The organism is Belliella marina, from assembly GCF_042682445.1.
GTDB classification, from domain to species: domain Bacteria; phylum Bacteroidota; class Bacteroidia; order Cytophagales; family Cyclobacteriaceae; genus Belliella; species Belliella marina.
The window spans coordinates 283317-299053 of record NZ_JBHUHR010000039.1 but is presented as its reverse complement, the minus strand read 5'-3'; the positions used below and the strand labels follow the sequence as shown (position 1 = coordinate 299053).

The 15737-nt window shown below is 39.7% G+C and carries 12 protein-coding genes; 5 read left to right on the top strand and 7 right to left on the bottom strand.

The features are described from left to right. Window positions 1-2 precede the first annotated feature (2 nt). A complete protein-coding gene (locus ACFSKL_RS15155) occupies window positions 3-2165 on the top strand; it encodes a molybdopterin cofactor-binding domain-containing protein (protein ID WP_376887161.1) in 2163 nt (720 codons plus the stop codon). 265 nt (window positions 2166-2430) lie between these two features. On the opposite strand, the gene ACFSKL_RS15150 is transcribed toward ACFSKL_RS15155, so the two are convergent. Continuing rightward, window positions 2431-2781 carry a hypothetical protein gene (locus tag ACFSKL_RS15150; RefSeq protein WP_376887160.1) on the bottom strand — a complete coding sequence of 117 codons (351 nt, stop codon included), beginning with the start codon at window positions 2779-2781 and terminating at the stop codon, window positions 2431-2433. A gap of 232 nt (window positions 2782-3013) precedes the next feature. After that, a complete protein-coding gene (locus tag ACFSKL_RS15145; RefSeq protein ID WP_376887159.1) occupies window positions 3014-4234 on the bottom strand; it encodes a serine hydrolase domain-containing protein in 1221 nt (406 codons plus the stop codon). A 349-nt stretch (window positions 4235-4583) separates the two neighbouring features. Between ACFSKL_RS15145 and ACFSKL_RS15140 the strand changes: the two genes are divergently transcribed. The 4 genes from ACFSKL_RS15140 (at window position 4584) to ACFSKL_RS15125 (ending at window position 9177) form a co-directional block, all read left to right on the top strand. Continuing rightward, a complete protein-coding gene (locus tag ACFSKL_RS15140; RefSeq protein WP_376887158.1) occupies window positions 4584-5825 on the top strand; it encodes a protoporphyrinogen/coproporphyrinogen oxidase in 1242 nt (413 codons plus the stop codon). Then, window positions 5826-7208, top strand: coding sequence for an NmrA family NAD(P)-binding protein (locus tag ACFSKL_RS15135; protein ID WP_376887156.1), 1383 nt, complete (start codon window positions 5826-5828; stop codon window positions 7206-7208). Window positions 7209-7276: 68 nt separating this feature from the next. Further along, complete coding sequence (locus tag ACFSKL_RS15130) at window positions 7277-8233, top strand: aldo/keto reductase (RefSeq protein WP_376887155.1); 957 nt, start codon at window positions 7277-7279, stop codon at window positions 8231-8233. A gap of 23 nt (window positions 8234-8256) precedes the next feature. After that, a complete protein-coding gene (locus ACFSKL_RS15125) occupies window positions 8257-9177 on the top strand; it encodes a YihY/virulence factor BrkB family protein (RefSeq protein ID WP_376887154.1) in 921 nt (306 codons plus the stop codon). A gap of 112 nt (window positions 9178-9289) precedes the next feature. Here the strand turns inward: ACFSKL_RS15125 and ACFSKL_RS15120 are convergent, their stop codons facing one another. The 5 genes from ACFSKL_RS15120 to ACFSKL_RS15100 form a co-directional block, all read right to left on the bottom strand. Next, complete coding sequence (locus tag ACFSKL_RS15120; RefSeq protein WP_376887153.1) at window positions 9290-11023, bottom strand: phospho-sugar mutase; 1734 nt, start codon at window positions 11021-11023, stop codon at window positions 9290-9292. Window positions 11024-11564: 541 nt separating this feature from the next. After that, window positions 11565-12659 (bottom strand): 4-hydroxyphenylpyruvate dioxygenase, encoded by a 1095-nt coding sequence (hppD, locus tag ACFSKL_RS15115; RefSeq protein WP_376887152.1) that lies wholly within the window; start codon window positions 12657-12659, stop codon window positions 11565-11567. 402 nt (window positions 12660-13061) lie between these two features. After that, on the bottom strand, window positions 13062-14063 hold the full coding sequence (locus ACFSKL_RS15110; protein ID WP_376887151.1) for a 1-acyl-sn-glycerol-3-phosphate acyltransferase: 1002 nt from the start codon (window positions 14061-14063) through the stop codon (window positions 13062-13064). Between the two features lie 31 nt (window positions 14064-14094). Continuing rightward, complete coding sequence (locus tag ACFSKL_RS15105) at window positions 14095-14991, bottom strand: bile acid:sodium symporter family protein (protein WP_376887150.1); 897 nt, start codon at window positions 14989-14991, stop codon at window positions 14095-14097. A 67-nt stretch (window positions 14992-15058) separates the two neighbouring features. Further along, window positions 15059-15712 (bottom strand): hypothetical protein, encoded by a 654-nt coding sequence (locus tag ACFSKL_RS15100; protein WP_376887149.1) that lies wholly within the window; start codon window positions 15710-15712, stop codon window positions 15059-15061. Window positions 15713-15737: the final 25 nt, after the last annotated feature.

Genomic DNA, 15737 nt, shown 5'->3' with positions numbered 1-15737 from the left:
TCATGGGAGATACAATCAAAACAAACAGAAGGGACTTTCTCAAATTGGCAGCCACTGCTACGGGTGGATTGTTTATAGGATTCTATTGGTCAGGCTGTGATTCTCCAAAAATCCAGGTTCTCAGCAATGAGGAAATCCTAGCCAAGGCAACTGACTTCAACAGCTTTATATCCATTACTCCCGATGGTGATGTTGTCATATATTCCCCAAATCCAGAATTGGGACAAAATATCAAGACCTCATTTCCAATGGTAGTCGCCGAGGAGTTGGATGCTGATTGGGAAAGGGTAAGGGTACTGCAGGCTCCATTAGATACGGAAAAATATGAAAGGCAATTGACCGGTGGTTCCGGCGCCATGCCACATTCTTGGGAAAGGTTGAGGAAAGCTGGAGCTACCGCAAGACATCTTCTTGTGACAGCTGCTGCCACACGCTTAGGAGTTGACAGAAATACGTTGACGACAGAAAAAGGAATGATTTATCACAAAGACAGTGGTGAAAAATTGAGTTATGGTGAAGTAGTGCTTGTAGCTGCGCAACTTGAAGCTCCCGAAGAAGTATTGTTCAAAGATCCCAAAGATTTCAAAATCATAGGAACACCTATCAAAAACGTGGACAATCAGGATATGTTCACAGGTAGGCCTCTCTATGGTTTGGATTTTTACAGGGAAGGAATGTTGCATGCGATGGTGCAAAGACCTCCATTTGGGATGAAAATTAAATCTGTAGATGATTCAGAAGCCCGTAAAGTTGCCGGAATTCAAGATATCATCGTCTTTAATAATAGCGTAGCTTTAGTAGGCTCGTCTACTTGGCCACTGATGAAAGCAAAAAAAATACTGAACATCGCCTATGAGGCTGATGGAAAAGTAGAAAGTACCCTAGACCATGACCAGCTCTTCAAAGAGCTATTGGATAGCAAGGGTGCAAGGGTTATGCGTGAAGATGGCGATGTTGTTTCCGCTTTTAAAAATGCCTCAAAAATCGTCACCAGTGAATATCAATGCCCGTTTTTGTCCCATTCACCGATGGAGCCGATGAATTTTTTCGCAGATGTAAAAGAGGGCCAGGTTGAGTTGATAGGACCAACACAAACACCTGATGCAGCCAGGGTCCAAACGGCAAATCTGCTTGGAATTCCAAAGGAAAATATCAGTGTAGAAATCACCAGGCTAGGGGGTGGGTTCGGCAGGAGACTCAGGGCTGATTACGTATTGGAAGCAGTGGAAATTTCCAAAAGGATGAATGCTCCAGTGAAAGTGACATGGAGTAGGGAAGATGATATGACAGGGGGTGCATATAGGCCAGCAGTGAGGTATAGGTTCTCCGCAGCTTTGGATGAAGAGGGGAATATGGTTGGCTATAAGCTTAGGGGAGTAGGCATGAATGCAGGGAATTCCGTAAGACAGGATAATTTCCCATCGGGTGCAGTGGAGAATGTATTGATTGAAAATGTCAATTATGAATCCTCCATTACCACCAACGCATGGAGAGCTCCGATTACGAATTTCTTGGCTTATGCAGAACAATCATTTTTGGATGAGGTCGCTATGGAAGTTCAAAAAGACCCAGTGCAGTTTAGGTTAGACCTTTTGCAGAAAGCAAAGAACTCGCCGGTAGGGTCAGTTAACTATGATGTGGATAGAATGATTGGAGTGATCAAAGATGTAGCTGAAAAATCCAATTGGGGAAAAGATAGCAATGTGAAGCAGGGATTCTCTGTTTATTTTTCCCACAGGTCTTATGTAGCCCAAGTTGCCAATATCGAAATGGAAAATAACCAACCAATCTTAAAAAAGATCATAGCAAGTACTGATTGTGGTATTGTGGTCAATCCTACAGGTGCAAACCACCAAGTGAGGGGAGGAATCGTGGATGGTATGGGCCATGCAATGTTTGGAAATTTGACTTTTGAAAATGGGCTTCCCAAGCAAAAGAACTTTGATTCTTATAGATTGATCAGGATGAAGGAAATTCCTGAAGTCGAATTACATTATGTTGACAGTGGCTATGATCCAACTGGATTGGGAGAACCGGCATTGCCACCCACCGGAGGTGCCATTGCAAATGCGATATACGCAGCTACTGGCAGGAGATTAAGGAGTCAACCATTTATAGAGCAAAAAGAATTTTCTGATCTGAACCTGGAAATCAGAAGGGGGTGATTTTTGAGAGACTAGAAGCGAGATGCGAGAAACAAACTGACAGGAGTCAAGATTTGAGACATGGTGATGTGAGATTTGAGTGTGCTTTCTACAACTACGTCACCTCGATCCCGAAAGCAATTCTTGATTGATGATTGCGGATTGATGATTTGTTGAATTGGGAATTGAAAATGTGACTAAATAGCGTCTGAAGGGCTAACTTTTCCAAAGTTCAAAACTTTGGAAAAGTTTGTCCACATCTTCTTAAGCCTTCCCTGTATGTATTTCATATTTCATCCATTCCTCTTTCGGGGAAATATGGACCAACCAATTTGATTTCGGTCATATCATTTGATATTTCAAAGTTGATCTGCATCTCTTCCCGATTGGTATCATGGATGTTCAGACAGGCATTGAAATGAACCAAATCAAAATCCAGAGTGAACTTGCCATTCAATCCATCAATAAAAAGCACATTACCTTTCAATCTGACATTCTCTGTGACAGCACCTTCCTTTTTGAAATAGTAAGAAAGAAAAATCCCAAGATCCTTTTGTTCTTTTTCCAAAACTCTCTTGACTTGGACATCTTTGGAATTTTCATCTGGTTCAAGTTTGAATATCCAGGTTTCTTGCATGGTTGCTAAATGATAATAGTGTAAAATAAGAAATTGGCACCTTGTTGAAGGTGGAATTAAAGTAAAAACTTTTAAAATTTTGGAATTCAACTTAACAAAGTAAATGAAAATAAAATGTATCCCAAAAACGAAAATCTTTCAACCCCGAGAATCGGAGCAAGTTTTTCCAATCTTCCAATATGTAATTAATTTCATTAATCATTTCAAAATAATATAGATTAATAGCATCAATTCATTTCCCGATAGCTTCCAACACCATCTTAACCAATTCTGCTTTCTTGCTGTTTTCGATCCATCTTGTGACGATGACAAGGTCATTTTCGGGATCTACATAGATCATATTGGTACCGGCACCGAGGTGGAAGAAGGCTGATTCTGGGGCAGATGGGATTTCTTTTTTATCTGTGTTGAGGAAATAATTCATAAACCCATAATTGGTCTGAGCAGGGGTAGGGCTAAGGGATTTGCTGATCCATGATTCAGAAATGATTTGTTCACCATCCCAATTTCCCTTGTTCATAGTCAAATAGCCAAATCTCGCTTGGTCATAGGCTGAAATAAACATCCCACCTCCCCAGTGGGATCCACCGCTGACGGCTTGCATGATTTGTCCATCGATGAGTACAAAGGAATTTTCATAGCCAGTCCATCTCCAGGTCGAAGAAGCCCCGATTTTATCCATTACCAGTTCTTTGAGAATTACAGGAAGTGGTTTTCTCCATACGTTCATTGCTGCCAAAGCCAGCACATTGACCCTGGTGTCATTGTACTTATAGACTGTGCCGGGTTCATCTCTATCCCTATCCAACCAAGCAGATGAATTTCCCTGAGGTCGATCTGCCCAATCAGGTTTCCCCCAAAGCGTCCCTTCCCAATCGGAAGTTTGTCTTAGGAGGTGTTCCCATGTGATTTTTTTATTGTGTTCTGTGGAAAACAGATCAATAACGTCTTCGGTATCTACATGGTCAGCTTTGTTCATCTGCATTCTGTGGGGAATATAAGGAATGATTGGTGCCATGTATGGATAGACCAAGTCTTTTTCACTATTTATCAAACCTTGATCTACTGCCAAACCGACCGTAGTGGAGAGAATGCTTTTTGCAACACTGAACGTAAGGTCAACTCGCAGTGGATCTCCCCATTCGACAATGACATATCCCTTGTAGATGACCAATCCAGTGGCAGACCCTCTGTTTTTCATGGGACCAATTGGGTAACCAAAAGGCTCCCTGCCGAATGCACTTTGATAATGTGCCAGTTTGAGGTTTTTGTCGGCATTGCTTTCGCTGTCAATGGCAAAATCGACAGCTTCTTTAAGTCTGAGAGGATTGGCTTTCAATTCGGAAGGTTGCTTCTTTTCCCAATCCCCTTTGGGAGGAAAATACCTGTTTTGCGCTATCACAGTGGTGGAGCACATAGTTAGTATGGCGATTGTAATCAGCTTAATTTTCATTGGCAATATCTCATCTTATGATTATGAAAATAGTGGCTTTAAAATTGGGATCAAAGCTTTTTTACAGGGATAGCAGTGGAATAGATTTTAACAATTTTAAAGTGGTAAACCCTTGAAGGGTTTACCATTTCCCTGACTGGGATAGATTTTCTTCTTTGATCAATGTGAGAATATGTAGATTCCCATTGTTTTAAGCAAAAACGATATTGGTCAGAATTTTGAAATCCAATTATTCTCAAATGTGGATTCTACCAATATTAAAATCATGCTAAACAGCGAAATTCTTGATTTAGGAAAACAATTTGGCTTTAAATTGGTCTACTTGTTAAACAACAGCACTAAATAACGTATGAAAGTCATTGTAATTGGAGCAGGAGTATCTGGACTAATCGCAGCATATGAACTTGAGCGATCAGGGATCAGTCCAGTTATACTGGAGGCAGGAGATAGGGTTGGAGGAAGAATAGCTACCGACGAAGTAGATGGTTTCTTATTGGATAGAGGCTTTCAGGTTCTTCTTACAGCATATCCTGAGGCTAGGAGATACCTGGATTATGAAGCATTAAAACTCAGAAAATTTGATTCTGGTGCGATTATTTTGAAACCAGGCGGGGCTTTTACCATTCATGATCCCGGAAGAAACCCTTCCGCTATATTCGGTATGGCTTTTTCTCCTGTAGGTACTTTGGTAGATAAGTTGAAAATCTTCAAACTCAACAAAGAATTGAATAAAAAGACCATTGATGATATTTTCGAATCCAATGACATGTCAACAATGGACTTTCTAAAGCAATATGGCTTTTCGGAAAAGATAATAGGACAATTTTTCAAGCCATTTTTCAGTGGTGTTTTTTTGGAGAATGACTTGAATACCTCATCGAGAATGTTCCAGTTTGTTTTCAAAATGTTTGGTGAAGGCTTTGCTGCAATCCCAGAAGGAGGAATGAAGATGATCCCAGAGCAGTTGAGGTCAAAGTTACACAAGACTGATCTTCGCCTGAATACGCAAGTGGAGAAAATTGAGGATCATCAGGTAATTTTGAAAAACGGGGAAATTCTTCAGGCTGATAAAATCATTATTGCATGTAGACCTGATAGGTTATTACCCCAAATGCAAGGGCAATTGAAGTCATATAGGTCGGTTTATAATTTGTATTTTTCACTTGAAAAATCATTTCTTGCACAACCTTTGATTGGTTTGGTGACAGAAGATAAGTTTTTGATAAACAATATTGTATTTGCGACAGATGTAAGTAAAACTTACAGTATAAACGGTAAAGCTTTACTCTCTGTTTCTGTGGTGAAAGGTGTAGAAAATCAAGAGAGCTTGGACCAATTGGTACGTATTGAACTGGAAGCGCTGTCGGGTATAGCGGCGAAGCATTTTAAGCATATCAAAACTTACCAGATCAATGAAGCGCTTCCCGATGTAGAAGATATGAAAGCGGATTTGCCATTCACAAACTCTAGAATTTTCGACCATATATTTTTGGCTGGGGACTATTTGTTGAATGGTTCAGTCAATGCAGCCATGACTTCGGGAAGAAAAGCAGTTGAAGCATTATTGCTAACCTCACAAGATCCCCATTAATTGAGAAAGACTATTGCGATAGCTGGAGCAGGTGGATATGTCGGCCGCTGGTTTATCAACCAGTACAAGGATAAGTATCGTATCATAGCCCTCAGCAGAAGAGAGGTCATATCCAACCCCGATCCAGAAGTAGAATGGCGAAGTGTAGAATTATATTCAATTACTTCTACGGTTGAAGCCCTGAAAGGTGTAGACTATGCAATATATCTGATTCACTCTATGAGTGCCTCGACGAGATTGAACCAGGGAAACTTTGAGGATACTGACTTACTGCTTGCAGACAATTTTTCTAGGGCCGCAAAAGCAAATGGTATCAAGCAGATTATCTATTTGGGAGGGATTTTGCCCAAAGAAGTTGAAGAGATCGAAATGTCCATACACCTCAAGAGTAGATTGGAGGTAGAGCAGACACTCGGACAACGAGGCATTCCTGTTACTGCTTTGCGCGCTGGAATCATAGTTGGCCCAAGAGGTTCCTCGTTTCAAATGATTCTCAATTTGGTCAAAAGATTGCCCATTTTGGTATGTCCTAAGTGGACCCTGTCCAATACCCAAGCTATCTCTCTGATAGATGCTTTAAAAATAATAGATATTTGTGTAGGCAATGAGCAGGTATATGGTAAGATCTTTGAAATTGGCAATCCTGAAATGCTGACTTACAAGAGTATGTTGGAACAAGCCGCAGAAGTGATGAACAAAAAAAGGTTTGTGTTCTCTGTTCCTATATTCTCTGTAGGTTTTTCAAAATTATGGGTGAGCTTCTTTGGGAAAAGCCCAAAAAAACTGGTATATCCACTCGTTGAGAGTCTAAAACATACTTTGACCGTAGATCCTGATTTGGAATTCGATATAGAAGAAATCCAATACTTAAGCTATAAAGAGAGTGTTTTGCTGGCTATTGACCCCAATTTGGAATGGCCATCTCTGCCAAAGTTTAATGATAAATCGGAAATAAGAAATACTGTACGGAGTATCCAAAGACTTCCAAATACCCGACACCACAGTGCACTTTGGGTTGCAAACAGGTACAAAGTTTGGCTTCCTTTTTTCTTTAGGTTATTGATCAAGGCAAAAGCAAACGAAAAAGGTGATATAGGGTTCCATTTGTTATCATTCAATAAACCAATGTTGCAGTTGACCTGGATTCCGGATAGAAGTGATGTCAAGCGTCAATTGTTTTACATTACTGGAGGCTGGCTCGTAAAGCGCTTTGATTATGGCTGGTTGGAGTTTAGGGAAGTGTTGGGAGGTAAATTCATGATTTCTGCCATACATGAGTTTGTACCAAGGCTGCCGTGGTTTTTATATATAAACACCCAAGCAAAAGCCCATTTGTTTGTAATGAATAATTTTAAGAAATATTTGGAAAAATTTAAAGATTAGTACACATGCTTTCCCCCCAAAGATTTCGTAAATTACAGGAGTATTACACAATTTGATCTAAATTTATTATGAAGACATTGACTTTCAATAATGGTGACAAAATGCCGATTTTAGGTTTGGGAACATGGAAATCCAAGCCAGGAGAGGTCTACCAGGCCATATTATGGGCTATTGAAGCAGGTTATAGACATATAGATTGTGCGGCTATCTACCACAATGAAAATGAGGTGGGCGAGGCATTCAGGAAGGCTTTTGCAGATGGAATGGTCACGAGGGAAGAACTTTTTATCACATCAAAACTATGGAATGATTGTCATAGGAAGGAAGATGTAAAAAAAGGTTTGCTGAAAAGCCTTTCAGACTTGAAGTTGGATTACCTTGATTTATACTTGGTACATTGGCCGATAAGTTTCAAAAAAGGGGTTGGGTTTGCAGAAAATAGAGAGGAATATTTTACATACTCCGATGTACCATTGAGTCAAACATGGAGAGGCATGCAGGCAATAAAGGCAGAAGGCTTGGTGAAGCACATTGGTATGTCGAACTTTAATATTGCCAAATTGAAAGAGATTATTGCAGTGGGTGGAGATGGTCCAGAAATGAATCAGGTGGAAATGCATCCCTATCTTAGACAGGAAAAACTTGTTGGCTTCTGCAAGTCAAATGGTATACTGATGACGGCTTATGCTCCATTGGGATCGGGAGACAGGTCAAATTCAATTAAGAAAGCTGATGAACCAAACTTGTTTGAAGACAAACAGATCAAATCCATGGCTTCCAAATATGGTGTCAGTGCCGCAGCTATTTTATTGGCATTTTCTGTAAACAGGGAGATTGCTGTGATTCCAAAATCTGTAAACCAAGACAGGATAATCCAAAATCTAGAAGCAGCAGAAATAGTATTTGATCAAGAAGACTTGGAACAATTATTGCAAATAAAGGATCAATATAGGTTTATTGATGGGACTTTTTTCACAGGATCGAAAAGTCCATATGCATTAAGTGATTTGTGGGAGTCCGAATGATTTTATATTAACTGTCAGAAACTATGATTAAGAGAATAAAAAAGCTCACTTTTTTTCAAATAATAATCGATAGTGTCAAGGATTTTGGAAAGAGTGATTCCATGAGTTTTGCGGCGAGCACTGCGTTTTATACGATTTTCAGTATGCCGGCTTTATTGATAATCATCCTGAATATTGGAACTGCCTTCTATCAAGAGTCAGAAATCAAGGAAGAAATCATCCTTCAGGTCGAAAGTTTGGCAGGAAAGGAAAGCGCAGATACATTGGCTGATATCATGGGGAATTTTTCAGTGCAGACAGAAGGGGTTCTCTCGAATTTTCTGGCATTTGGAATATTGGCATTCAGTGCGACCACTGTATTCGTCAGTCTGCAAAATGCCATCAATCACATTTGGCACATCAAAGCCAAACCGGAGAAGGGATTGTTGAAATTTGTGATCAATCGGCTTTTGAGCTTTTCAATGGTTGCATCGATTGGGTTTATTCTTTTGGTATCTTTGGTTTTGGATGCAATAATTATCGTGGTATTCAGTTATTTCAGTGAGTTTTTAGAATCCATTGCAGTGGTATTGGCTTCAATTGGCCATTTGATTATAGCGCAGGGGATTTTGGTTGCAGTATTTGCATTGATGTACAAAATCCTCCCAGATGCAAACGTACGTTGGAAAGACACGTGGACGGGAGCATTCGTCACCATGCTGCTTTTTGCTTTGGGAAAATATCTGATTGGAATTTATATGGGGAATTCAAACCTGGGATCAGCATACGGTACAGCAGGTTCACTTGTAGTATTGTTGATTTGGGTATACTATTCGGTCGTGATTTTTCTGTTTGGAGCACAAATTACCTATTACATTGCCGAAAAAGTCGGAAAAGGTGTCAAACCCTATTCCCAAGCTGTAAGGGTGGAATTGAGGGAGATTTTGGAAGATGATGAGGCTTAAAAGTGGGATTGTTTTAATTGTTCAATTTCCTAAATGAAAAAGACGCCTTAGTGTCGATGGTACATACATAATTGTCGCCAATTCAACACTAAGACGTTAAGTAAATTATCTGTTAACCAAAATAAGTCATCAGACCCTGAATCTTTTTGTCCAATGATTCCTCTACTGCACGGTAGGCTTCACGGTTAGGAAGCTTTTCGTTGACAGAGAAGTAATATTTGATCTTTGGCTCTGTTCCGGATGGTCTTGCCGATATCTTACTGCCATCTTCCAGGTAGAACTGGATGACATTGGATTTATCCATGTGCAATGCAGATTCAGAATTGTTGATCAAATCATATACCTTGCTCTCTTTTACATCGATGATTTTGACTACTTTGATACCGTTGATTTCACTAGGCTTATTATTTCTATACCCAGCCATCAATGCCTGTATCTGTTCAGCGCCATCTTTTCCTTTTTTGGTAACAGAAATCAGGTGCTCTTTGTAGAACCCATATTCCATATAGATTTCTGCCAATACATCCTGGACAGACTGTCCTTTGGTTTTGTAGTAAGCAACCAATTCGGCAAAGATCGCTGCAGCGGAATTTGCATCCTTGTCCCTTACAAAATCACCAACCATGTAGCCATAGCTTTCCTCACCTCCGGCAATAAATTGTTTTTTGCCTTCCAACTCTTTGATGATGGCAGCGATGTTTTTGAATCCAGTTAGGACATTGTAACAAGTCACGTTGAACCCTGCACAAATTTCATTAATCAACTCGGTTGTAACGATGGTATTGACCATAAACTGATCGCCTGTGAGCTGGCCATATTCTCTCCATTTACTCAATAGATAATAAGTGATCAAAGATCCACCTTGGTTTCCATTGAGCAACTCGAAGCCACCTTTTCCATCAGGGACACACGCCGCATATCGATCACCATCAGGATCACAAGCCAAGACTAATTCCGCATTTACTTTCTTACCCAATTCAATCGCCATGTTGAGTGCTTCTTTTTCTTCCGGATTGGGATAGATCACAGTTGGGAAAGTACCATCAGGTTCTGCCTGTTCTTTGACGATATGTATGTTTTCAAAACCATAGATTTTCAATGCGGCAGGAACAGTTTTTCCAGATGCTCCATGGATTGGGGAAAATACGATAGGCATGTCTTTCTCTAACATGATTTCATTGGGAGAAAGGCTCATTTTCTTAACCTCATTGAGATAAACAAAATCAAAATCAGTTTCTATATACTCGATCAAAGCATCATTTTTGTTCCAATTGACATCATCTACCGAAGTGATTTTTTGGACTTCAGTAATGATATTCACATCGTGTGGTGCGACTACCTGTCCACCATCTTCCCAATATGCTTTGTATCCGTTGTATTCCTTTGGATTGTGGGAGGCAGTTACCATCACACCGCTTTTGCAACCAAAATGCCTGATGGCAAATGAAAGCATTGGGGTAGGTCTCATTTCCCTATAGTATTTTACTTTGATACCATTTGCTGTGAAAACATTTGCAGTGGTGTCAGCAAAAAGTGTGTTGTTGATTCTACAATCGTGGGTGACTGCTACAGAAATCTCTTCTCCCGGGAAACACTTCAAAAGGTAATTAGCCAAGCCTTGGGTAGCCATACCGATGGTATAGATATTCATTCTATTGGAACCAACGCCCATAATCCCCCTTAATCCTCCCGTGCCAAACTCCAGGTCACGGTAGAAGGAGTCAATCAATTCTGTTTGGTCTGGTGAAGCAAGCAATGCCTTAATCTCGGACTTGCTTTTTTCATCAATATTACTCTGTAGCCAAGCTTCTGCTTTGGCAATGATCATTGGATCTGTATTTGTCATTTTTAGAAAAAGTTTGAATGAATTTTAAATTTATAAATTAAAGCAGGAATGTAAAAGATTTGGTTGAAATTAACTTGGGAAATGAGATATAAGATACAAGAAGCAAGACACAAGATTCAAGACAGAGATGTGAGATATGAGAAGCAAGAGACGAGATAAAGAAGCGACAGCCGAGAAGCGAGAGCTTTCTACGTCTACGTCACCTCGACGGCAGGAGAGGTCTCGTCCCGTCTATAGACAAGTAAGTGAAACATGAAAAGGATGTCTTGATTTCAGTTCGAGATTTCTCTCTACGTTCGAAATGACCACCAAGTCACCTCTCTCCCGAATGTATTCAGGATCGAGGTGACCTGATGGTGAGAAAATGAAAAAAGCCATGTAAAATGAGGACGTGGCAAAGATGCAAGACACTAGATACAAGTGTTTTCTGTCTGACAAGACTTTTCTACATTCAGTAAAGATCAAAAAGCTTAGTACTTCGTACATTATACTTTGTGCTCAAAAAGACTCCGGGAGTTTATCACCCCCGGAGCATTTTGCATTATAAATTGCCTCGCAATTCTTGTTCTCTTTCGATGGCTTCAAACAGCGCTTTGAAATTTCCCTTTCCGAAGGATTTGGCGCCTTTTCTCTGAATGATTTCAAAAAACAGGGTAGGCCTATCCTGGATCGGTTTGGTGAATATTTGAAGCAGATAGCCTTCATCATCCCTGTCGACTAGGATATTTAGGTCTTTCAACGGTTGCAAATCTTCATCAATCTCACCGACTCTATCGAGCAAGTCATCATAGTACGAAGAAGGAACTTCCAGAAACTCAACGCCTCTTTTTCTCAGCTCCGAAACTGTATGTACAATGTCATCAGTGGCGATCGCCATATGCTGAACCCCTGGTCCATTATAGAAGTCCAAATATTCCTCAATCTGTGATTTTTTCTTTCCTTCTGCAGGCTCGTTGATTGGGAATTTGATATAACCGTTGCCATTGGAAACCACTTTTGACATCAATGCTGAATATTCAGTGGAAATATCTTTATCGTCAAAGGTGATCAATAGTTTGAATCCCATTACATTTTCGTAGAACTCAACCCACTTGTTCATCTCACCCCAACCTACATTGCCAACACAATGATCTACATACTTTAATCCAATGGAAGTAGGGGAATATTGGCTTTTTCTTGGTTTGTACCCTGGAAGAAATATGCCTTTATAATTCTTTCTCTCTACAAAAGTATGGATCGTTTCGCCATAAGTTCTGATGGATGCGGTTTTCACTTCACCATGTTCATCAGAAAATACTTTGGGTTCATCATAGGATTCTGCTCCTCTAGAGGTTGTTTCTTTCCATGATTTTTCTGCATCATCAACCCAAAGGGCCAGTACTTTGACACCATCTCCATGCTTTTTGACATGTTCGGATATCGGGTGGTCTTGGTGTAGGGCTGAAGTCAAGACCAGTCTGATCTTATCTTGTTTCAACACGTATGATGCTCTGTCCTTGATACCAGTCTCGGGCCCAGCATAGGCTATCAGTTCATAACCGAAAGCATACTGATAATAAAGTGCAGATTGTTTTGCATTGCCTACATATAATTCGATGTAGTCTGTCCCCAAAAGTGGGAGAAAATCTTGTTCCATTTTAATATGAATTTGGGTTTATACGATTAGTACAAAGATAAAAAAATATACTTAGGAGTAGAGGATTATGTTAAAAGGTTAAAATGTTCGAAAGTTTTAAAGTTGCTTGACTTGGCTGCTACGCCAGGGTGTACAAGTGTAGCGAGTTGAAAGGTTAAGAAGAGAACTTGTCTTTAGACTCATATCCCACAGCACTATCATGTCATGAAATTACTTGATACTTTTTCATTCACTGGCTTCCTTGTCCATAGACGGGACGAGACCTCTCCTTCCGTCGAGGTGACTCTGTGGCATTACACTTATTTTCAGTCTTATAGCTCAGGACTTTCTCGCATCTTGAATCTCATCTGCCGCAACGGGCAAGTAATCTCAATTATTAAAAGTATTTCCCATCTTCTAGTGCTACTGTTGCCCATTTTTATTGGTGAAAAGAAAGATGAAAGCCAGAATAGGAAAGGTGATAGCCCATGATTTTTCGCCGATTGAATTGAAAAGCAGATAAACCGTCAAGTACCAAACCGGAAGTCCAACCAAGCCGATTACAAATTTGAATGTAGCAATAAATGCCTCATCTTTTACCTTGGGAGACATCCACAGCCAAATCCAATACAAAGGCAGATGGAATAATTTCATCAGTTTATTGCGTAGGTAAGGTATTTTAGCCGATGTATCAGTATGGGGGCCATGGTCCAAAAAATCATTTACTGCTTTGGGAGAAGTCAAATCAACCTGATGGTCTATCAATTCCTGCAATTTTTCATTGTAGTCTGTCTCGGGGATTTGCACTATCATTGGCTCCAGTTCAGCTGCCGTAGCTTTAATCAATGCATCATGGTTTGGCATATAGCTTTTTGGATCGATGGCATTTCCATAGCTGACCCTTACCATGGAACCTGAGTGGTTATGGTTGCTGTAATTGATGGCTGCAGGCAATATCACCAGATCCAGTTCAGGGTTTCTTTCAAGCGCTTGGAATGCTATTCTTGAAAACCCTTTTTTCATTGGTCTGAGATTTCTCAAAGTACTATGACTCCCTTCCCCAAAAATCAACATAGATCCTTTATCCAAAAGCACATTGATGCTTTTATCAAAAGTCTCCTGGTTCTTTTCCATATTCCTAACGCCATCCCTCACTCTGTATATCGGGATCATTTGGATATAATCCAAAAGCTTGGCAATAAATGATTTCCCAAAAATAGATGCCCTAGTCAAAAAATATGGTTTCAATCCTGAATGTGTGGCAATGAGAAGTGGATCAATCAGGGCATTCTGATGGTTGCTGACGATCAGGATAGCTTTGTTTTTAGGTATGTTTTGTTTTCCTTCTACTATGATTTTTTTGAAGAAAAGATTCAGCGCAATTTTTACAATTATCCGAAGGGTTTCATTGACAATTCTTTTCATACTGTGGTAATAGGTCTTGAGAAAAGGTAAATTAAGTGGTTTTTTTCCAAAGAAAAGCAATACTCATCCCAGAAATGATATGCCAAATACCCCACCAAGCAGCAATGATAGCCATTCCTCCCAAGCCATCAAAATATGTGAATATCAAAACCAAGCCCAAACCAGAGTTTTGGATTCCAGTTTCAATGGTCAGCGTCTTTGTATCAGGGAGGTTGAGACGGAATAGTTTTGCCAAAGAAAACCCCGAAAACAATGCCATGAAATTATGTCCGAGCACCCAAAGAAATATCAGCCCGATAAAACGGATAAACAGCAGGTAGTTGCCCAAAAATGCAATGCCTACAAATCCTGCAAAAATGAAAATACTTACTGGTTTGAGTATTTTTGTTGCCTTTTGACTCCAAGAGGGGAATCTGTTGTTGATCAAAATCCCCAAAATCAAAGGAATTCCAAGTATGAGGGCTACAGTTTGGAAAATATCAAAGTATTCCAGACTGATTTCCCTCATTATCATGGCAGAAGGTTCGTACAGACCTGCCCAAAGGGTGAAATTAAAAGGGGTAAGGAATATTGAAAACAAAGTGGAAAATGCTGTGAGACTGACTGACAAAGCGGCATTGCCATGGGCAAGATGGCTAATGAAGTTGGATACATTTCCACCGGGACATGCTGCTACCAAAAACATCCCCAAAGCGACTGATGGGGGAGGTTTTACAAGGAGAATAAATACCCATGTCAAAAATGGCAAAATGAGGAATTGGCTGAGGATACCAGCTATGAAAGACTTGGGTTCTTTGCCAATTGCCGTGAAATCTGAAATCTTGAGATCCAATGCCACACCAAACATGATGATGGCAAGTGATATATTTAGAAATAAAAGGGAATCCTGATCAAAATTCAAGACACTGCTGTCAAGTGCTTCACGCATATAAATATTGGGAATTAAGCTCCAAGATAATGTTTAACTTGTACTTGACAAAAAGAAGCAATTGGGATTAAAATCTAAACCCAATACCTGTGGACACATTGATCCTATCTAAACTCTCTCTCATACCAGAATAAAAATATTGATACTCAAGATTATTGATCATTGTCCATTTCTTGGCAAAATTATACCTGAGGCTTATTCCAGCATCTACAGAAGGATTATAATAATTGAATTCAGTCTTGAATTTACCATTACCAGAACCATAATCTACTTCATGTGACGATCCAAAATAGGAACGTCCAAACCTACTTTTCAAGTCAATGGTCAATTCTTCATTTAGATAGATTGAGTACATTGGTCCAATCATGATGCTACCGTAGTTTATTAACAAATTTTCATTGTATTTTGAAATCACATAAGCTCCCCCTTGCCATCTCAGATTGAGTCCAATTCCTTTCCAAATATCATATCCTGCATCTACCAAATTAAGATTAAGTCCAAATGTACCAGACTTTATACTTAAAGCAGGGCGGTAATGGGCTGTGCTATTTCCATACCTGGGGGTATTTAATACTGTCTCTACAACCCTGTATTCACTTCCCATGTAAACTGACGTGCCTAAACTGATCCCAACATATCCTTTTTTGAATTTAATGGTTTCTTGACTAAACAACTGATTTGTAAGTAAGATTAAGAATAGAAGCAATAGATTTTTTTTCATACAATTAAGCCTAGAATTTTACCGA